Source organism: Ruegeria sp. YTSA226 (genome assembly GCF_059609905.1).
The window spans coordinates 275,756-295,293 of the sequence record NZ_JBXWMQ010000002.1 but is presented as its reverse complement, the minus strand read 5'-3'; the positions used below and the strand labels follow the sequence as shown (position 1 = coordinate 295,293).

General features: G+C 56.7%; 17 protein-coding genes. 9 read left to right on the top strand and 8 right to left on the bottom strand.

Annotated elements, in window-relative coordinates:
• Positions 1 to 125: 125 nt before the first annotated feature.
• Both AC2FFF_RS04085 and AC2FFF_RS04080 read left to right on the top strand, forming a co-directional pair.
• Entirely contained in the window at positions 126 to 1,559 is a 1,434-nt protein-coding gene (locus AC2FFF_RS04085; protein WP_142633292.1) for a cache domain-containing protein, read from the top strand.
• On the top strand, positions 1,556 to 2,203 hold the full coding sequence (locus tag AC2FFF_RS04080) for a response regulator transcription factor (RefSeq protein ID WP_142633290.1): 648 nt from the start codon (positions 1,556 to 1,558) through the stop codon (positions 2,201 to 2,203). Before AC2FFF_RS04085 ends, AC2FFF_RS04080 begins: the two co-directional genes overlap by 4 nt.
• A gap of 78 nt (positions 2,204 to 2,281) precedes the next feature.
• Here the strand turns inward: AC2FFF_RS04080 and AC2FFF_RS04075 are convergent, their stop codons facing one another.
• Positions 2,282 to 3,127 carry a HalD/BesD family halogenase gene (locus AC2FFF_RS04075; RefSeq protein ID WP_142633288.1) on the bottom strand — a complete coding sequence of 282 codons (846 nt, stop codon included), beginning with the start codon at positions 3,125 to 3,127 and terminating at the stop codon, positions 2,282 to 2,284.
• A 422-nt stretch (positions 3,128 to 3,549) separates the two neighbouring features.
• Here AC2FFF_RS04075 and AC2FFF_RS04070 point away from each other — a divergent pair, with 422 nt between their 5' ends.
• The 4 genes from AC2FFF_RS04070 (at position 3,550) to AC2FFF_RS04055 (ending at position 7,298) form a co-directional block, all read left to right on the top strand.
• Positions 3,550 to 5,301 carry an acetolactate synthase 3 large subunit gene (locus AC2FFF_RS04070; protein WP_271947532.1) on the top strand — a complete coding sequence of 584 codons (1,752 nt, stop codon included), beginning with the start codon at positions 3,550 to 3,552 and terminating at the stop codon, positions 5,299 to 5,301.
• An 8-nt stretch (positions 5,302 to 5,309) separates the two neighbouring features.
• Entirely contained in the window at positions 5,310 to 5,702 is a 393-nt protein-coding gene (locus AC2FFF_RS04065) for a hypothetical protein (RefSeq protein ID WP_271947534.1), read from the top strand.
• Between the two features lie 6 nt (positions 5,703 to 5,708).
• Entirely contained in the window at positions 5,709 to 6,269 is a 561-nt protein-coding gene (gene ilvN / locus AC2FFF_RS04060) for an acetolactate synthase small subunit (protein WP_142633282.1), read from the top strand.
• A gap of 285 nt (positions 6,270 to 6,554) precedes the next feature.
• On the top strand, positions 6,555 to 7,298 hold the full coding sequence (locus AC2FFF_RS04055; RefSeq protein ID WP_281971949.1) for a helix-turn-helix domain-containing protein: 744 nt from the start codon (positions 6,555 to 6,557) through the stop codon (positions 7,296 to 7,298).
• Positions 7,299 to 7,314: 16 nt separating this feature from the next.
• Here the strand turns inward: AC2FFF_RS04055 and AC2FFF_RS04050 are convergent, their stop codons facing one another.
• The 4 genes from AC2FFF_RS04050 to prfB all read right to left on the bottom strand — a co-directional run bounded on the left by AC2FFF_RS04050 (position 7,315) and on the right by prfB (position 11,447).
• Positions 7,315 to 8,094, bottom strand: a complete 780-nt coding sequence (locus AC2FFF_RS04050) for a DUF2189 domain-containing protein (RefSeq protein WP_281971948.1) — start codon at positions 8,092 to 8,094, stop codon at positions 7,315 to 7,317.
• A 29-nt stretch (positions 8,095 to 8,123) separates the two neighbouring features.
• The gene (locus tag AC2FFF_RS04045; protein ID WP_281971947.1) at positions 8,124 to 9,518 is read right to left on the bottom strand and encodes an amidase; all 1,395 of its coding nucleotides are present in this window, start codon (positions 9,516 to 9,518) and stop codon (positions 8,124 to 8,126) included.
• 94 nt (positions 9,519 to 9,612) lie between these two features.
• A complete protein-coding gene (locus tag AC2FFF_RS04040; RefSeq protein WP_281971946.1) occupies positions 9,613 to 10,305 on the bottom strand; it encodes a M50 family metallopeptidase in 693 nt (230 codons plus the stop codon).
• Between the two features lie 14 nt (positions 10,306 to 10,319).
• Positions 10,320 to 11,447: a peptide chain release factor 2 gene (gene prfB, locus AC2FFF_RS04035; RefSeq protein WP_142633271.1), complete on the bottom strand. Its 1,128-nt coding sequence runs from the start codon at positions 11,445 to 11,447 to the stop codon at positions 10,320 to 10,322.
• Between the two features lie 77 nt (positions 11,448 to 11,524).
• Here prfB and AC2FFF_RS04030 point away from each other — a divergent pair, with 77 nt between their 5' ends.
• Positions 11,525 to 12,358 carry an aminoglycoside phosphotransferase family protein gene (locus AC2FFF_RS04030; protein WP_281971945.1) on the top strand — a complete coding sequence of 278 codons (834 nt, stop codon included), beginning with the start codon at positions 11,525 to 11,527 and terminating at the stop codon, positions 12,356 to 12,358.
• Here AC2FFF_RS04030 and AC2FFF_RS04025 read toward each other — a convergent pair.
• From AC2FFF_RS04025 to AC2FFF_RS04015, 3 genes are all read right to left on the bottom strand, one after another.
• Positions 12,352 to 14,841, bottom strand: a complete 2,490-nt coding sequence (locus AC2FFF_RS04025; protein ID WP_281971944.1) for a penicillin-binding protein 1A — start codon at positions 14,839 to 14,841, stop codon at positions 12,352 to 12,354. The genes AC2FFF_RS04030 and AC2FFF_RS04025 overlap by 7 nt on opposite strands.
• A gap of 95 nt (positions 14,842 to 14,936) precedes the next feature.
• Positions 14,937 to 16,157 carry an N-acetylmuramoyl-L-alanine amidase gene (locus tag AC2FFF_RS04020; protein WP_142633265.1) on the bottom strand — a complete coding sequence of 407 codons (1,221 nt, stop codon included), beginning with the start codon at positions 16,155 to 16,157 and terminating at the stop codon, positions 14,937 to 14,939.
• A 66-nt stretch (positions 16,158 to 16,223) separates the two neighbouring features.
• Positions 16,224 to 17,387 (bottom strand): pyridoxal phosphate-dependent aminotransferase, encoded by a 1,164-nt coding sequence (locus AC2FFF_RS04015; protein ID WP_282021883.1) that lies wholly within the window; start codon positions 17,385 to 17,387, stop codon positions 16,224 to 16,226.
• On the opposite strand from AC2FFF_RS04015, the gene AC2FFF_RS04010 reads away from it, so the two are divergent.
• Together AC2FFF_RS04010 and AC2FFF_RS04005 are read left to right on the top strand one after the other, a co-directional pair.
• On the top strand, positions 17,386 to 18,768 hold the full coding sequence (locus AC2FFF_RS04010) for a M48 family metalloprotease (RefSeq protein WP_281972391.1): 1,383 nt from the start codon (positions 17,386 to 17,388) through the stop codon (positions 18,766 to 18,768). The genes AC2FFF_RS04015 and AC2FFF_RS04010 overlap by 2 nt on opposite strands.
• The gene (locus AC2FFF_RS04005; protein WP_281971942.1) at positions 18,765 to 19,523 is read left to right on the top strand and encodes a DsbA family protein; all 759 of its coding nucleotides are present in this window, start codon (positions 18,765 to 18,767) and stop codon (positions 19,521 to 19,523) included. Before AC2FFF_RS04010 ends, AC2FFF_RS04005 begins: the two co-directional genes overlap by 4 nt.
• The last annotated feature ends 15 nt before the right edge of the window (positions 19,524 to 19,538 follow it).

Sequence of the window (19,538 nt, the reverse complement as noted above, 5' to 3'; positions counted from 1 at the left end):
TTTCTGCGCGAATTGCACAGGCAATAACGGTCCAATCATAGCAAAACAGGGATTTTTGGTGCCGTTTTCCCGCCAGACGCCCAATCTTTTTGCAATTTTGCTGTGGCTTGCGTATCGATTCGTCCATGCAAAGACTTCGACAACTGGTCTCGTTGACCTATGCTCAAAAGCTGTCGCTGGTGGCGGCGATCCCGCTGGTCGTGGCGGTGGCCGCGATTGCGGTGATGGTTGCCTATGAGGCGCGCGCCACTGCCGAGCGCGAAATTGAAGCACTGGAACGCTCTTTGATTCAGGCCAAGAAGGAAGAGCTGCGCAACTATGTCACTCAGGCGCGCAATGGGTTTGCCTATATCTACGGGCGCGCGGCTCCGGATGACACAGCCGCCAAAACTCAGGTCGCGCAAATCCTGTCGGCCATGATCTATGGGCAGGACGGGTTCTTTTTCGTCTATGACTATGACGGCACCAATCTGGTAAGCCCCCGTCAGACTGAGTTCATCAACCGAAATTGGGAGGGTCTGACCGACAGCGACGGCACACCGGTGGTGAATGAGTTCATTCGCCTTGCTCGTCAGGGTGCGGGTTGGCACAGCTTTATGTGGCAAAAGCCCTCGACCGGGGAAGAAGCGCAGATGATCGCCTATGTCGTCGGCCTTCAGGATTGGCGCTGGGTCGTGGGCACCGGGGTATTCATCGATGACATTGTTGCCGCAGTTGCCAGCGCACGGGCCGAGGTTGAAGCGCGCGTGCAGCGTACCTTCATGTATATCGGTGCCATTGTTCTGGCCGCTGTTCTGATTGTCTTTGCCTCAGGCATGTTGCTCAACATCCGCGAAAGACGTCTGGCCGATGCCAAACTGAAACAGCTGACCCAGCGGGTATTCGACGCGCAAGAGGAAGAGCGCGGCCGTGTGGCACGCGAGCTTCATGACGGGATCAGTCAGATCCTTGTGGGCGTGCGCTTTGCGTTGGACAACGCCCGCCGTCGCCTGTCGCGCGGCGATGATGTGGGCGCGCATGATCCACTGGACAAGGGGATCGAGCATCTGGGAACCGCCATCAGCGAGGTCCGCCGCATCAGTCGCGACTTGCGCCCCGGCGTGCTGGACGATTTGGGCCTCGGCCCCGCGCTTGAGGCTCTGACAGATGATTTCCGCGAGAGAACCGGGATCGAGACCGATTTCTCGACCGTTGTTTTCCGCAACCGGCTGGATCAGGATAGCAAGATCGCCCTCTATCGCATTGCCCAAGAGGCCCTGACCAATATCGAACGCCATTCCGGTGCCACCCATGTCACCATCGATCTGCGCGGGCACAAGAAAGGCGCAACCATGCGAATAACCGACAATGGCCGCGGTTTGCGCAACTCTCCGGGTCGGGGCAGTACCGGGATTGGGTTGCGCAATATGCAGGAACGGATCGAGCAACTTGACGGATCGCTGCGTATTCTGTCATCACGCGGCCACCGCAGCGGCACAGTGATCGAGGTCAGCCTGCCACTCAGCCACCTGTTGCCGCCACAGGAAGACGCAACTCCGAACCGAAAGGCCGGTACATGAGCGACCAGACGATCCGGGTCCTGATTGTCGACGATCATCCAATGGTGGCCGAGGGGATCCAGTCGATCCTCGAAAGCTATGATGACATTACCGTGGTCGGGACACTCAGCAGCGGAAAGAAAGCGGTTGATCAGGTTGCCGATCTGAAGCCTGACGTCATCCTGATGGACCTGAACATGCCCGGGCTAAGCGGTCTGAGCGCAACCGAGATCATCCTTGAACGCATACCGGACACCTGCATTCTGATCCTGTCCATGCATGACAGCCCCGAATATATTTCGACTGCTCTCAGCCATGGTGCAAAAGGGTACGTGCTCAAGGACGTCCCAACGGATGAAATCAAAAAGGCCATCGACGCCGTCATGCGGGGTGAACAATACTTGTGCACGGGCGCAAGCGGTTCCCTCAAACCCAAAGGCGACACAACGCGCGAGGCTTTGACCGGGCGCGAGCAGACGATCTTGCTGGAGCTGGCACAAGGGAAATCGAACAAGGAAGTCGCCCAAACACTTGATATCTCAGTGCGAACGGTCGAAACCCATCGCAAGAACATCAAACGAAAATTGGGCATATCCTCAACTGCCGGCCTGACCCGCTATGCGCTGGAGCACGGCGTTCTACAGGGCACCAGCCCAGGGTTCTGATCCCGTAGCGCGGCACGCGCTGCTCGGCCTAGCCGCCGCAGGCAGGCGGGCAACGGGCGAGAGCACTCTTAGTTACCGTCAATCCAGAAGGGCGTCGCGCCGGACTCCTTCCTTGTCATGGTGATGCTGAAGAACACGCCCATATAACTGACGGGTCCGTTCCACCCCACCGCACATGCCTTCGGTTTCGACAAAAGAAAAGATCCCGACATATCGTCTGCGCTCTCCTTTCACGGGAGCGACCCGGTGCAAGGAATAGCGCCCTTTGAAAATCTGCAGATCCCCTGGGTTCAACACCAACTGGTGCACCCGTGTCCGATCACCGCCCAGAACCGCAGAAACAGCCGCGAAATTCTCATCCTCGGCGCTTCGCAGGTTGGGGGCATATTCGAATTCACCACCGAATTCTCCATTCTGAATGGCCAGCGTCACGGTGTAGTTGTTGGTGTCAAAATGCCAGGGAAACCCCTGCCCTTCTTCGACCACGTTGATGATGACATCAGCCAAAGGATCATCGTAGCGAAAGAACCGGTCTTCGGACTCGTTCAATGCCGTTCGAATGAAAGGTAAAAAACCAGCGAACTCATAAATACGTCGCAGCGGTCCGGATTTGGAAAAACTGTCCGCTGGCACAAAGGCATTCGACCGATCATAAAATCGACGCACCGGATGGCTTGGCGCCAATGCCGGGTCGTCTTTGGTGAAATACGGATTCGTTCGGCTAAATGACCTATGTGCACCAACGGCAGTCTTATCGGCTTCTTTCAGCAAACGCGCCACGCCATCCTCGTGTACGAAACCTGGAAGAACAGCACAGCCGTCCCGATCCAGCTCGCGCCTCAGATCACCTATCAGCTGCTCATATGCCCATGAACCGGGGCGGTCTATCGGGTATCGCCCGAGATCAACCAGATCCTGTAACATGTTCGGCCTCCCTCGCCACTGCAATTAAGTCCAGCGTGACTCAGCCTAAAATCACGATCATGCCCGTTTCGGACATCGGCATGACGCATTTCGACACTTCCGTGCCACTCGCCAAGCATTGCAAAGGGGTGAAAATCCCGAAAGTTCCGAACATGCGTCAAAATTCGCAATAAAATGTCGCAAAATACCACCCAGAAGTTAGAAAATTGGTGCAATTGCCTGTTGACGCCCCTTTCCACCGCCCATAATGTCCAACCCACGCAAAAAGGAGCCTCTGGCGATGAGAACGCTAGTCGTAATCGTAGGAACCACGCGCATGGGCCGGTAACGGTAAACCATAATCGAACCCATGCGCCTCCGAAAATCTCGGGGGCTTTTTTTATGCGAAACGCAAGACACATGTCGCCAATGGAGCAAAGCAGATGACACGTGAGATGACCGGCGCAAAGATGGTAGTTCAGGCCCTCAAGGATCAGGGCGTGGACACGGTATTCGGATACCCCGGCGGCGCCGTGCTACCGATCTATGACGAGATCTTTCTGCAAAACGACATTCGCCACATTCTGGTGCGTCACGAACAGGGTGCGGTTCACGCCGCCGAAGGCTATGCCCGCTCGACCGGCAAGCCCGGCGTTGCGCTTGTGACCTCGGGCCCCGGCGCTACCAATGCGGTGACCGGGCTGACCGATGCGCTTCTGGACTCGATCCCGATTGTTGTTCTGACCGGACAGGTTCCAACCTTCATGATCGGCTCGGACGCCTTTCAGGAGGCTGATACTATTGGCATCACCCGCCCCTGCACCAAACATAACTGGCTGGTAAAGGACACGAATTCGCTGTCCGATACCTTGCACGAGGCGTTCCATGTCGCCACCTCGGGCCGCCCTGGTCCGGTTCTGGTCGATATCCCCAAAGACGTTCAGTTCGCTACCGGTGACTATAGCGCCCCAAAGCCCTCGACCTCGCACTACCAACCGATAGTGAAGGGCGATCTGGAAGAGATCACCGAGTTGGTTGCTGCGATTGAGACCGCCAAGAAACCCGTCTTTTACACCGGCGGCGGCGTCATCAATTCGGGCCCGGCAGCCAGCCAGTTGCTGCGGGAACTGGTAGACGCAACAGATTTCCCGATCACTTCGACCCTGATGGGTCTGGGCGCCTATCCGGCGTCGGGCAAAAACTGGCTTGGTATGCTGGGCATGCACGGGTTGTATGAGGCCAATCTGGCGATGCATGATTGCGATCTGATGATCAATATCGGCGCTCGTTTTGATGACCGCATCACTGGACGGATCGACGCGTTCTCGCCCGATTCCAAAAAAGCGCATATCGACATCGACCCGTCTTCGATCAACAAGGTGATCCGCGTTGATATCCCGATTGTTGGCGATGTGGCCCACGTGCTTGAGGATATCCTCAAGGTCTGGAAATCGCGCGGTCGCAAGACCAACACCGCAGCTATTGCGAAATGGCAGGAACAGATCGGCGAATGGCGCAAGGTGAACTGCCTTGCCTATACCAACAGCGAAAAGACCATCAAACCGCAATACGCGCTGCAACGCCTTGAAGAACTGACTAAAAAGCATGACCGTTACATCACGACCGAGGTTGGCCAACACCAGATGTGGGCCGCTCAATACCTTGGCTTCGAAGATCCCAACCGCTGGATGACCTCAGGTGGTCTGGGCACGATGGGTTACGGATTCCCGGCCTCGATCGGTGTTCAGATGGCACATCCCGACGCGCTGGTGATCAACGTGGCTGGTGAGGCCTCGTGGCTGATGAACATGCAGGAAATGGGCACCGCAACGCAGTATCGCCTGCCGGTGAAACAGTTCATCCTGAACAACGAACGCTTGGGCATGGTGCGCCAGTGGCAGGAACTGCTGCATGGCGAACGGTATTCGCATTCCTGGTCCGAAGCGCTGCCTGATTTCGTCAAGCTCGCCGAGGCGTTTGGCGCCAAGGGTATCTTGTGTTCTGACCCCGCCGATCTGGACGATGCGATCATGGAGATGATCAACTATGACGGCCCCGTGATCTTCGACTGTCTGGTCGAAAAGCACGAGAACTGCTTCCCCATGATCCCGTCTGGCAAGGCCCACAACGAGATGCTGCTGGGCGAGGCCGAGACGCAGGGCGTGATCGATAGCAAAGGTTCGGTTCTGGTATGACAGCGCAGATGATCAGTTTTGACGCAACGCGCTTCCAGCCTACCCCGGACGAGTTGAACGAAGAATCTGATGATTTCATCAATCCGGATGTGTTTGGCAAGGAACTCAGCATCTTTCTGAGTGAAGAGCTTGCCGCATCCGGGTTTGAGGTTTCCTTCGCCTGTGCCGAGGACTGGGGATGGTATCACGAAATTGATCACGACGAGCCGTTTGCCCTGGTTTTCGGCTGCTCAAACTATGGTGATGGCCATCTGGTTCAGTTCTCACCAAAGACCGAGCATGTGAGAAAGATGTTCAAGAAATACCACGCAGCCCCCAAGGTGGATGCATTGCGTGGCGCAATTTGGAAAATTCTGGAGAATGCCGAAGGTGTATCGAACCTTCGCTACGAAGAGGACTAGCTCAGCATGTCTGCCCTACATATCAAAAAAGGCTCCACCCGCCATTCGGCCTATAACCTACGACCCACGTTTTCCGACGTACAGGAACGCCATACCATCGCAGTTCTGGTCGAGAATGAACCGGGGGTTCTAGCCCGCGTCATCGGCCTGTTCTCGGGCCGTGGTTATAACATCGAAAGCCTGACCGTCGCCGAGGTGGACCATACCGGCCATCTCAGCCGCATCACCATCGTCACCACCGGCACCCCGCAGGTGATCGAACAGATCAAGGCGCAGCTGGGCCGGATCGTATCGGTACGCGACGTGCATGACCTGACGGTCGAAGGCGCGTCGGTCGAGCGGGAATTGGCCATCATCAAGGTGGTCGGCGACGGCGACAAGCGGGTCGAGGCGCTGCGTCTGGCCGATATTTTCCGTGCCAATGTCGTGGACAGCACGTTGAATTCGTTCATTTTTGAGATCACCGGCGCACCTGACAAGATCGACGCCTTTGCCGATCTGATGCGCCCGCTGGGTCTGATCGAAATCGCCCGGACCGGCGTTGCAGCCCTGTTGCGCGGCGATTGACCAAAACTGCCCCGCCGGCGCATCCAGTTGGCGGCGGGGTATCGGCAATACCCAATTTGCAAGATCACAATACGCCAAACGTGAACATCAACGTCACATTTGCCTAAAAAGTTTAAGCTAAATCAGAATTAACCTATTGCGTCTATGCATCATCGCGTTAGCCTTTAAGGGTAGCGCGGCGTTGGGATGCGTCCGCTGGGTCATCTGTACGATTTCAGACAGCGCCTGGTTTGTTAGCCAGTTGTGTCGCGGTTATTCGGAATACACACAAGTACCGGGACGAAAATGACGAACGACAGCCGCAGCCCCGACGACCTACGCAGGATGTTCGGCGCCAATCTGCGAACTCTTGCTGGACAATATAATTCAGTTTCCGAGCTGTGCCGCCAGCTTGGAGTGAACCGAACTCAGTTCAATCGCTATCTTGGCGGCGAAAGCTTTCCCCGACCCGATGTCCTTGACCGAATATGCCGCTTTTTTGATGTTGATGCTCGGATTTTGCTCCATCCCTTGGATCAGATTGACCAACCGTCCAAGCACCCGGCTGCCGTCGCCCTGACCGAGTTTCTGGGATCCACCCCAGCCACCCTGACTGAAATTCTGTTTCCCGGCGGGTTCTATTATGCGACCGAGACAGAACTTGATGGCACAAAACCCCTGAGACACAGGCTTTTTCACGCCAAAAGGTTACCGCAATGTACTTTGGTTAGAGGGTTTGAACCAATTTCCGAGACACCCGGAGCATCAGTCGCAGAGCGCGAAGTACAGGGTATCGTGGCCTGTGCCGGGCGGCAGATTTATATGCTCATGTCCTGTCGTGCGTCTCAGAAAAGCAGGATCTATCTGGTGACACGTGGAATTGAAAATCAAACAAACTGTTGGCGCGGTGTCGCAATTTGCCTTTCAAAAACTACAGCTACCGCAACGACGACACGGCGGATATTGCTCAGACATTTAGGGGACGACACCTCGACAGTCCTGGCCGCCGCGCGCATTGCACGCCGACCAGAAGCCATGGCCCGCGCTTGACAACGATCCTGACGTGTTAACCCGCGATTTCCCCGCCCTGAGAGATCAGCCAGTATAGGTGCCAACTGGCGTGCCCCAATAACGGCAGTACGATCAACAAGCCGAAAAACCAGGGGATCATTGCGGCAAACGTTAGAACCGCAATCAGCGCGCCCCACCCCAGCATCAATCTGCGGTTTGCGGCCACATAGCTATAGCTGGCAATCATTGCGGTCACAAAATCCAGCTCTCGGTCCAAAAGCATCGGAATTGAAAGCACCGTGATCATGTAGAGGATGGTCACAAAAATCGCGCCAACAGCTGTTCCAACCGCCAACATCGTCAACCCGTTTGATGTAAGGAACACCTCAAGGGACGAAGACACATTGGTCATGGTCGATAGCCCCATAAAAAGGGCAAAGATCATGTGGCCAAGAAAGAACCAGAACAGAAACATCACAACGATGATGGCGCAGATCGAAGGTAACTGACGGCGGCTTTGACCCAGGATTACGCCAAATATGGCCCGAGAATCCAAACCTTCACCCTCTTGAATGCGCCGCGATACCTCATACAGCCCCACCATGGCAAAGGGGCCCAGCATCGGGAAACCGATTGCGGCCAAAATCAGCCAATAGGTCGTTCCGGTCGTGAGAGTGACCCAAACCATCAGCCAGCCCATCAATACATAGAACCCGGAAAAGAGCAGCCCAAAGAGCGGAGCGCGGCGAAAATCGCTCCAGCCTCGCCTTAGGGCCTCGTGCAGCATTTCGACATCTACCCGCCCCATGTTCGGAACACCAAACTGTTTGTCCATGGCTTTTATCCTTCGTATCCGGTCGATTTTCAGGCGGGTCGTTTTTGCGGCCAACTGGTGGCAGAATGATATGCAGATCCGATGGACAAAATGCGAGAATCCGCTCCGCGCGGACCAAAGATCTGCATTCCCATCGGCAAGCCTTCGGATCCAAATCCAACAGGAACCGAGAGGCAAGGCAGTCCGATCAGGCTGACCGGCACCACGACCTGCATCCAACGGTGATAGGTATCCATCCGGGTGCCGTTGATTTCGGTGGGAAATGCAAGCTGCAAGTCGAAGGGCCAGACCTGGGCCGACGGCAGGATAAGCGCATCATAGTCCTGGAAAACTTCGGTCGCACGTCGGAACCACTCGGTTCGCACAACACTGGCACGATGGACCTGCATCGCTGTCAGCGCCAGACCACGGTCCAGTTCCCATTGCGCAGTATCCTTCAGTGACGCGCGGTGTTCTGTCAGAGACGCAAGACCGGCGGCCACGCTCCACGAACGCAATGTAATCCAGCTATTCCACATCTGGTCTGCGTCAAAGGGCGGTGTGAGGGGTTCGACCTTGGCCCCGAGTTGAGTGAACACCTCGAGCGCGTCACGGCAAATCTCGCGGATACCAGGTTCGAATGGAAAGGCTCCGCCCCAGTCATCCAACCACCCGATACGCATTCCGGTCAGATCAGCGGGTTGGACCGGAGACACGCTTTCCCCCGGATGACCCAAAGGTTGAGACGGATGAGTGCCGCTGATCACATCAAGCAATAGACCAATATCTTCGGGGCTCCGCGCCATCGGGCCCAATGTAGAAAGCTGGTGCAAGTACCCGTCACCGTCGGGTTCATTTGGCACCCGTCCCCAACTGGGCCTGAAGCCATAGACGTTGTTCCATGCCGCAGGGTTGCGCAGGCTGCCCATCATGTCAGACCCATCGGCCAGCGCCACCATGCCAGACGCCAGCGCGACCGCTGCTCCACCGGATGAACCGCCGCAAGTACGCTCGGGGTCATATGGATTGCATGTCACGCCATATACTGGATTGAACGTATGTGAGCCCAACCCGAATTCCGGGGTATTGGTTTTACCGATCAGGATTGCCCCGGCCTCTTTCATCCGCTGGGCTAACAGATCGTCTGTTTCCGGAATGAACCCATTCAGGATTGGTGATCCTTGGGACGAAACGACGCCCGCAACATTCACCAAGTCTTTGACGGCAATCGGCAGACCATGCAGCGGACCACGGTTTGGTCCGGCATCAACAGCACGGGCCTCGGCCATCAAATCATCAGGATCACGCATCGCCACGATTGCATTCAGGCGCTCGTTCACTGCGCCGATCCGCTCTAGCGTCAGTTGCATCAGCTCAGCCGCCGATAAACGCCCAGAGGACAATGCACTCAACAATTCGGCTGCTGTTATTTGGCCTAGATCCATCCCTGGGCTCCACCTTTTTGGTCAGCCTAGCCGGAGCGTATCCTCATTTAAACCCTCAGTTTGAATGCATCTTTTCACCAAAGACTACCCGAGGTCACTTGGGTCGAGACCCAAAATGCAAATTGCTGTCGTGCCCAAGAAAGTGTTTTACGCACAAAAGGATGGAAAGGACGCTTAACACAAGCCAGATCCCGCCCCACATCATGGTCGTGCCGCCAAATTCTTCGGCCAGCATGTAGGCATCCGAGCGGACACCCGAGCGCCGGATCGTGTCATCAAAGATATCATAAGGCACATAGATCACGCTGGTCAGCCCGATCACGCGTAAAGCCAGATCACAGATCGGCCGACTTAGATAGAACGCCATGCCGATCATAACCGCCCCAACGCCTGCACAAAACGCCATGGCAAAGGGATCGCGAACATAAAGCGCTGTTACCAACAGCATCACGCCGCCAAAACCACCCAGCACCGCCCGGTCCCAATGCGTGCGCAATGCTATCAGCAACAACCCCATCCCTAGCGCCAGCGACCCGAGATAACCGGCGGACAGGCTGAAGAATCTTTGCCCACCACGCGCTGTGACAAGACCACCCTGCTGCGGTGAGATCGAGAAGCTCTCGACCGAACCACCGGTTAGGACGACGGTTATCGCGTGCGACAGCTCGTGCAGGAAAACGATGAGTATCTTCAGAGGCACCACAATCGGCGTAGACCAGAACACAAACACCAAAGCGACAAGCGCAATCAGTTGCCAATGTCCTTTGATCAGCTTCATCATGGGCATCGAACGCGCTGCTATCAGCCTTCGCCCTGCGCTTCGGAACGGCTTTTTCCGGCCACGTTCAAGGCCAGCGTGGCGGCCATGAACCCGTCAAGATCCCCATCCAAAACCCCCTTGGTATCCGAGGTTTCATGGTTGGTCCTCAGGTCCTTCACCATTTGGTAAGGCTGCAGAACATACGACCGAATCTGGTTGCCCCAGCCCGCATCGCCCTTTGCCTCGTGGGCTGCATTGATGTCAGCATTGCGGCGGTCCAGCTCTTGCTGGTACAGGCGGGATTTCAGCGCTTTCATCGCAATATCACGGTTCTGGTGCTGGGATTTCACGGATGATGTAACAACGATCCCGGTCGGGATATGCGTGATCCGCACGGCCGAGTCTGTCGTGTTCACGTGCTGACCCCCGGCCCCCGAGGACCGGTAGGTGTCGATGCGAATCTCGGACGGGTTGACCTCGATCTCGATATTGTCGTCCACCACCGGGTAAACCCAGACCGAACTGAACGATGTATGCCGTTTGGCCGCCGAGTCATAAGGTGAAATTCGCACCAGCCGATGCACGCCGCTTTCCGATTTCAGCCAGCCATAGGCGTTGTGGCCAGAAATTTTGTACGCCGCAGATTTAATACCCGCCTCTTCGCCCGAGGTCTCGGATTGCAGCTCGACCGTATAGCCCTTTTTCTCGGCCCAGCGGACATACATCCGCGCCAGCATCGAAGCCCAGTCGCAGCTTTCGGTGCCGCCTGCGCCCGAATTGATCTCGAGGAAGGTGTCGTTGCCGTCGGCCTCTCCGTCCAGCAGCGCCTCAAGCTCTTTCTTGGCGGCTTTGGCTTTTAGCTTTCTGATCGCCTCTTCAGCGTCGGTGACGACCTCTTCGTCCTCTTCCATCTCGCCCAGTTCGATCAATTCCATATTGTCGCTGAGGTCGGTTTTGATGGATTCATAGATTTCAATAGCATCGACCAGCATCTGCCGCTCGCGCATCAGTTTCTGCGCATTCTCGGGGTTGTCCCACAGGTTGGGATCCTCAACCCGGGCATTGAATTCCTCAAGGCGATGGGGTGCGGTTTCATAGTCCATGCGCTGCGCCAGCAGCTCTAGCGACTTTTCAATTTCCGCCACGGTATTCTGGGTTTCGGCGCGCATGGTTACGTCCCAACTTGCTCAATCAGGCCTGCGTGATAGCAAGAGCGTGGGGCCACCACAAGACAGCGGAGACCTGAATGCATATTGTTCCGGGTGATATCATGGATTGCTGGGGATTATGCCGTGCCGCTCTGATCGCCGAAGCCCAGCATGCGTTAGTCTGGAAAGTTCACGCGCGGGATTATGGGTCGGCCGCGCTAAAGTTATACCACCGCGCAGATCGCGGGAACGAAGCTGCTTCGACCAGGCTTTTGTCGCTTTGGCAGGATCGTGGCGCGGTTGCCATTTATGCCGAAGCGGGCAAAGCCGTATTGATGGAGTGGTTGGAGGGTCCGACACTGGGTGACATCGCGCGTGACGGAAACGCTGAAAGCGCGCTGCAGGTTTTCTCGGAGATGGCCCACCGCCTTCACCAAAAGCCCACGGTTGCGTTCGACGAGCTGCGACCGTTGCACGAGGTATTCAATCCACTGTTTGATTGCACGTTTGCCCGCGATTGCCCTGATGCACTACAACGCGATGTGATCCGCGCAACGGAACTGGCATCAAACCTTCTGACGAGCCAACCGCAGGTGGTGCCGCTGCATGGTGACCTTCACACCGATAACGTAATTCAAACGCCTTCAGGGGCACGGGTAATTGATGCAAAGGGGTATCTGGGCGATCCTGCTTTTGAACTTGCAAACGCATTGCGGCATCCCAAAGGTATGCCCGATCTGGTTCGCAGCCGCGACCAGATCGAACGCTGCCTCCAGCTTTACTCCGGAGCGTTAGGTGTGTCGCGGAAACGTCTTGCCCAATGGGCCGCTGCAAAAGGTGCGCTATCCATCATGTGGCGCGGCCACGGGACAGTTTCAGCTGCGCCCGAGGCAACGCTCTTGAACCTATTGTTGCGCGCGGCGGATCAGTAAAGCCCGCCGCCCTGCAAATCGCCCTGGCTGGCATTTGGGCCAACGGTGATGGTGTCGCCGGTCGACGTGGTCACCTGACGACCCGAGCTGTTGACCTCTTCAAACAGCGGCAGGTCGGAACCCATCGCAAAACCACCGTCATAGATGCGGTCGATAAAGCCGTCGGCGCCATCGCGGAAATACTCGGCCACGACAAAGTCTCCGGACGCATCAGATGGCAAGCGCGCGCCGCTGAACCGGTCGATTTTGATAAAGTGACCACCTGGGGGCACCTCGAACGGGCCTCCACCGTATTTCTCGACTGCGGTTTCCATGAAGCTTTGGAACACAGGTCCACACAAAGTGCCGCCATACGCGCCCCGGCCCATCGGGCGGGGGCGGTCATAGCCGATATAGCAGCCTGCAACAATGTTCGAGGTAAAGCCGATGAACCAGGCGTCTTTGGATTCGTTGGTTGTTCCGGTCTTCCCAGCGGTGGGCACAGGCAGATTGATAACGCTGGATGCCGTGCCGCGATCTACGACACCTTTCATCATCGACGTCAGCTGATAGGCGGTAATCGCATCCATGACCTGACTGCGGTTTGTCTCGATCGTGGGGGATTCATCAGGTTCCAGCCAGGCCGAATTACAATCCAGGCACTGGCGGTCATCGTGGCGATAGATTGTCTTGCCGAACCGATCCTGAATACGGTCAACCAGAGTGGGTTCAACCCGCTCGCCGCCATTTGCGAACATCGCATAGGCCGCAACCATCTTGTACAGCGTCGTCTCTTCGGACCCCAGCGAGTTGGCCAGGAAAGCACCCATCCGGTCATAAACGCCAAAGCGTTCCGCGTATCCGGCAACCACGGGCATCGTGACTTCTTGCGCCAGACGGATAGTCATCAGGTTCCGCGACTGTTCAATCCCGGTACGCAATGGCGTCGGCCCGTAGAATTTGTTGGTCGAATTCTTGGGTCGCCACAGGCCCTGCGGTGTGTTCACTTCGATCGGAGCGTCGACCACAATGGTCGCAGGGCTATACCCGCTGTCCAACGCAGCGGCATAGACGAAAGGCTTAAAGCTTGACCCGGGTTGACGCTGCGCCTGCGTGGCACGGTTGAACACAGAATCCTGATACGAGAATCCGCCCTGCATCGCCAAAACTCGGCCCGAGTTCACATCCATCGCAACAAAGCCGCCCTGAACCTCGGGGACCTGACGGGCGGACCATTGGCCTTCTTCCCCGGCCATCACCAGAATGACGTCACCGCGTTTGAAGTTGTCGAAGAAGCTGCCCTGCATCCACTTGATGTCCGAGCGCGGGATGATGCCGTCAGCCGGACCATTTTCAATGCCGACGGTCAGGGCCTGCTCACCGACATCCAGTACTACGGCGGGATACCACTGCGTAGGCAGAACCACATCACGGGGGATTTCCAGAATCGCCAAGGTCTCACGCCACTGCACCTCATCCGCCAGTATTTCTTCGGCGATCACTTCGTCGGTCCCGTGCCATTTTCCACGAGACCGGTCGTATTTCTGCAGCGCCTCGCGCAGGGCGTGCGCGGCTTTGACTTGCATTTCCTCGTCCACAGAGGCGCGGACAGTAAAACCACCTGTAAAGAACTCGCCCTCGCCGAAATCTTCGCTCAGCTGGCGGCGGATTTCGTCGGTGAAGTAATCCCGCGGCGGTAAGGCGGTGCGGAAACTTTCGAAATCACCATTCTGGACAGACCGCAAAGGCATCTCGACCTCGGCCTCATAGGTCGCCGTGTCGATATAACCGTTTTGGTTCATCTCGCGCAGCACGTAATTGCGCCGGTTCACAAGGCGTTCTTTCTGCCGAACCGGGTGATAATCCGACGGCGCCTTGGGCATAGCCGCCAAAGTGGCGGCCTCATGCGGAGCCAATTCCTGAAGGGTCTTGTTGAAATAGGTTTGCGCTGCTGCGGTTACACCATACGAGTTCTGGCCCAGAAAAATCTCGTTCATGTACAGTTCTAGGATCTGTTCCTTATCCAGCGTATTCTCAAGCCGTGTGGCCAGGATGATCTCTTTGATCTTGCGCTCGGCCCGACGGTCCCCCGACAACAGGAAGTTCTTCATTACCTGCTGTGTGATCGTCGATGCACCCCGTACATTCTCGCCCTTGGATTTCACTGCCTCGACACCAGCGGCAATAATCCCGCGCGGATCATAGCCCTTATGGTTATAGAAATTCTTGTCTTCGGCCGAAATAAAGGCCTGCTTAACCAGTTCGGGGATTTCTTCTGACGGGGTGAACAGACGGCGTTCCTGCGCAAATTCGTCGATCAGCTGACCCTCGCCAGAATAAATCCGGCTGATCGTGGGCGGTTTGTACTGCGCCAGGGATTCGTGACTGGGCAGGTCGCGCCCATACATCCAGAACACCGCGCCGATAACCAGCGCAGCCATAAAAATACCCAAGGTCACGAGGCTGAATATCGCCCCGAAAATCGAAAGAATGAAACGGATCACGTTACTGCCTTTTGCTCGCGGTGCCGCCTATATAGTGTCGCACCTGTGCAGGGTCAAAACACCATGGCCAATAATAGCCGGTTTGCGCCACGGGGTCACTGTCCAATCAGGGATCGTTTTACCATATCGTCCTGGCGCCATTTCTCTAGCCCATCCCGAATACCGCGCGCCATTCCCATGCGCCACTCCTGATTTCGTATATTTTTCAAATCTCTAGGGCTGGAAAGGAAGCCAAGCTCAATCAGAACGGAAGGAATATCCGCTGCCTTCAGAACCGAAAATGAGGCGGTGCGAATTGGCTTGTTGTTCATCGGACCGCCCTGTTGCGTCATTCCATTCGCCAGCATTTGTGCCAACGCATCCGTACGCGGCCTGGTTTCCTGACGCGCAAGGTCCAGCAGAACATCTGCAACCTGATCATCCGCACCGCTCAGATCGACGCCCGAAATCAAATCACTGCGGTCGTGCCGCTCGGCCAGTTTATGGCTTGCCACATCCGAGGCATCTTGAGACAGCGTATAAACGGCCGCGCCATGAGCCCGCCCTTCTGTCAGAATGTCGGCATGTATAGAGATGAACACATCTGCACCTGCACGGTGTGCCAATGCAATACGACGTTCAAGAGAAACGAACTGATCATCGGTCCGCGTCATCTCAACCTCGTATCCGCCCGTGCGCAATAGCATCTCGCGCAGCTCTCGGGCAAAGGTCAGCATCAGCGTTTTCTCATCATCACCGTCAACTTCGGCGCCGGGATCAATTCCTCCATGCCCGGGATCCAACATGACACGCAAAGTTCCGTTGCCCTGCCCCCTTGGCGTGACAGATGTTACCGCCGGTTCCGGCAAATCCCAGCCGGTTTGCCGGGGCGTGCCAGCGCTGGCTGCGAAACTGTCGAAATCTGTCCCTTGCAGCCCAAGCGTCAAATGCGCGGCCCCAGTCGCAGAGTCCACTCGCATATCCGCCGTCTCGACCATCAGAGGCGCGCCCAACTCTAGCACCATGCGGGACCAGCCCGGTACGTAAGAGCCGAACTGCACACCACTGATACGACCAGTCTGTAGAAAGCGGTCACGATCAAGACCGGTCCAGTCTACCTCCTGGAAATCCAGGATCATCCGATACGGGTCGCGCAGGGTAAAAACGCGATAAGGCACCCCCTGGCTAAGCCCAAGCTGGATGCTTACACCGGACCGCCCGTCATCAACAATCGAACTTTGGTCTGGCAAAACACGGGCGAGTGCGCTGAAATCCTGCGCAACGGCGGTACTGCCTAGCGCCCAGATCAGCGCGATGGCGTAGATAATTCTGCTCATGGCCTCAAGTTTTCCCGAGATCGATTGAAGCGCAGCCTACCCGACCCGCACTTGGATGTGAACGCTTTAGGCTTGGGCAGAAATCAAGCCCCGATCAGCCATGAAACGCTGAAGCCGCCGCAGCCCCTCTTCGATATCCCCAGTCGAACGTGCATAGGAAAAACGGATGGTGCCGTGCCCGCGCTGAGGATCGAAATCCAGCCCCGGAGTGACCGCCACGCCGACCTTATCCAAAATCTCAGCCGCAAAGGCACGGCTGTCGTCGGTCAGGTCAGACACATCGGCGTAGACATAGAATGCCCCATCAGGTGGCGCGATATTGGTGAAACCGGCTTTGGGCAGACCGTCCAGCATCAGCGCCCGGTTCCGCCGATAGACATTAAGATTGGCCTGCAATTCCTCATCACAATCCATCGCCGCCAGCGCTGCCACCTGGCTGGCGTGAGGCGCGCAGATAAACATGTTCTGCGCAATCCGCTCGACGACGCGCACATGATCCTCAGGCACAACCATCCAGCCAACGCGCCAACCTGTCATAGAGAAATACTTGGAGAATGAGTTGATCACATAGCACTCATCTGTCAGCTCCAGCGCGGTGACGGCTTTGGCTTCGTATTCCAGACCGTGGTAAATCTCATCACTGATGAAAGACGCACCCTGCCCCTGAGCGGCCTCGATCAGCGTCCCCATTGCGGAGCGATCCAGCATGGTGCCTGTCGGGTTGGCGGGCGAGGCCACCATCAGCCCCTGCAAATTTAGCCCTGCGAAATCGGCTGGCACCGGCTGCAGGCGGTGTTCCGGAGCGGTGGGCAGATCAACCGCGACCAGCCCCAGGGCCCGCAATATCTGCCGATATGACGGATAGCCGGGGGCCCCAATACCCACGCGATCCCCGCTGTCGAACAGCGCGGTGAACGCCAGCAGAAATCCGCCTGACGAACCGGGGGTTACCACCACCCGTTCGGGATCGAGATCGACATTATACCACTCGCCATACATCTGCGCGATCCGGCGGCGCAGTGCTGGCAGACCCAATGCAACGGTATATCCCAGCGGGCCTTGCTCCATTGCCTTAGCCAATGCCTCGGTCGCCCCTTTGGGTGCGCCGGTTCCAGGCTGGCCGACCTCCATGTGGATGATGTGACGGCCGGCTTCTTCAGCTTTGCGGGCAGCCTCCATCACGTCCATCACGATGAACGGATCGACCCCGGACCGGCTTGAGTTTCGCATGGCCATCTCCCATGTTGCAATCATGGCTTTTGAACGCGTATCCAGGCTGGCGTCAATCCCAGCCCTGTTGCTGTTTGCAGTGACTTGGCTCGTAGGCGCTGTTCAGGCCCAAAGCCTGATCCGTGATCCAGATATTGAACACGGTCTGCGAGAGCTGGCCTTTCCCGTTCTGCGCGCCGCCGGTCTGAATACCAACCGGGTCCAGATACTGGTGGTCAATGACAGCACGTTCAATGCCTTCGTTCTGGATTACAATGCGATCTATCTGAACTATGGGTTAATCCTTTCAGTCGAAAGCCCCGAGATGTTGCAGGCGGTTATCGCACATGAGGCGGCCCATATCGCCAACGGGCATCTATCGCGCCGTTACGAAAACCTGAATGCAGCACGGCAAAAAGCCGGGCTTGGGACGGCTTTGGCTCTGATTGCTGCAGCTGCTGGCGGCGGCGAGGCTGCATTCGGAATTGCGGCCGGTACTAATTCGGCAGCCCTGCGCAGCTTTCTTGGCCACACCCGCGCTGAAGAGTCCTCGGCGGATCGCAGCGCAGCAAGCTATTTACGTTGGGCCGGCATCTCGCCCAGTGGCATGGTGTCTCTGCACCGTAAATTCGCGGGGCAAGAGCTGTTAAACACGGTCAACCAGGACCCATACATGCGATCACACCCCACCAGCCGCGAGAGGCTGCGTGCCGCCGAGGCGTTTCTGGAAGAGTTCGGCGACAAAGCCAAACCCAGCCAGAATGCCGATTACTGGTTCGCAAGGGCGAAAGGTAAACTATCGGCCTTCATCCGCTCGCCCACATGGACGATGCGGCGCGCCAAAGAAGAAACCGCCCAGGACATACGACTGATGCGCGAGGCAGCAGCCCACCATCAAAACCGTGATCTAACCAAAGCGCGCGCCGCGATTGATGGTGCTTTGGCAATCCGGCCCAATGACCCCTATTACTATGACCTCAAAGGCCAGATCATGCTTGAAAACCGTCAAGTGGCTGATGCGGTAGCAGCATATGGCAAAGCCGTTGAATTGGCGCCGAATAACCCACTTATCCTGGCCGGATACGGGCGGTCCCTGTTGGTTCAAGGTAAGACAGTGGAAGCCTTGCCCATTCTTGAAAAAGCACGGGCCAGAGATTTTCGTAACGCAAGATTGATGCAAGACCTGGGTGCAGCTTATGCCAAAACAGGCAATACTGGCATGGCATCGGCGGTTACAGCCGAAAGATATGCCCTGCAGGGCCGTTTGGATGACGCCGGTATTCACGCGAAACGCGCGGTTGCGCAGTTGCCGGTCGGATCACCGGGTTGGCAACGGGCCCAAGATGTGTTGATTGCGTTTGAACAAGCAAACAAGAGTAATTCGAAAAGGAAACGGAAATGACCCTCAGACACGCTGCACCAGCCCTTCTGGGGCTTTCCCTGATCGCAGGATCGGCGCAGGCCCTGGACCTGAGCCAGCTGACCGACGCCGAAAAACAACAATTCGGAGAGCAGGTACGCGAATACCTCCTGGAAAACCCCGAAGTCATCATCGAAGCGATCAACATTCTGGAACAACGCAACGCCGTGGAAGAAGCGCAGGCGGATAAAGAGCTTGTCGCCAGCAATGCTGATGAGCTTTTCAACGACGGGTACAGCTGGGTGGGCGGCAATCCGGACGGAGATATTACTCTGGTCGAATTCATGGACTATCGCTGCGGATATTGCCGCCGTGCGGTTCCCGAAGTGGCCAGCCTGCTGGCCGAAGATGGCAATATTCGGCTTGTGATCAAAGAGTTTCCGATCCTCGGAGACGCGTCGATGATCTCATCCCGCTTTGCCGTTGCCGCCAAACATGTTGCCGGGGACGATGCCTATAAACATGTTCACGATGCCCTGCTCGAATTCACCGGGGAACCGTCGCCGGTTACTTTGCGCCGTATCTCGGACGGGCTGGGTTTAGACAGTGACGCGATTCTGGCGGCAATGGACAGCGAACAGGTCACCGAGGAAATCCAAAAGACCCGTGAATTGGCGCAGCGGATGCAGATTTCGGGCACGCCTTCGTTTGTTCTGGGCACCGAAATGCTGCGCGGGTACCTGAAAGCAGATCAGATGCAGCAAATTGCGAATGCCGTTCGCGCCGAGCAAGGCTGATTTGGCAGGCCGGTT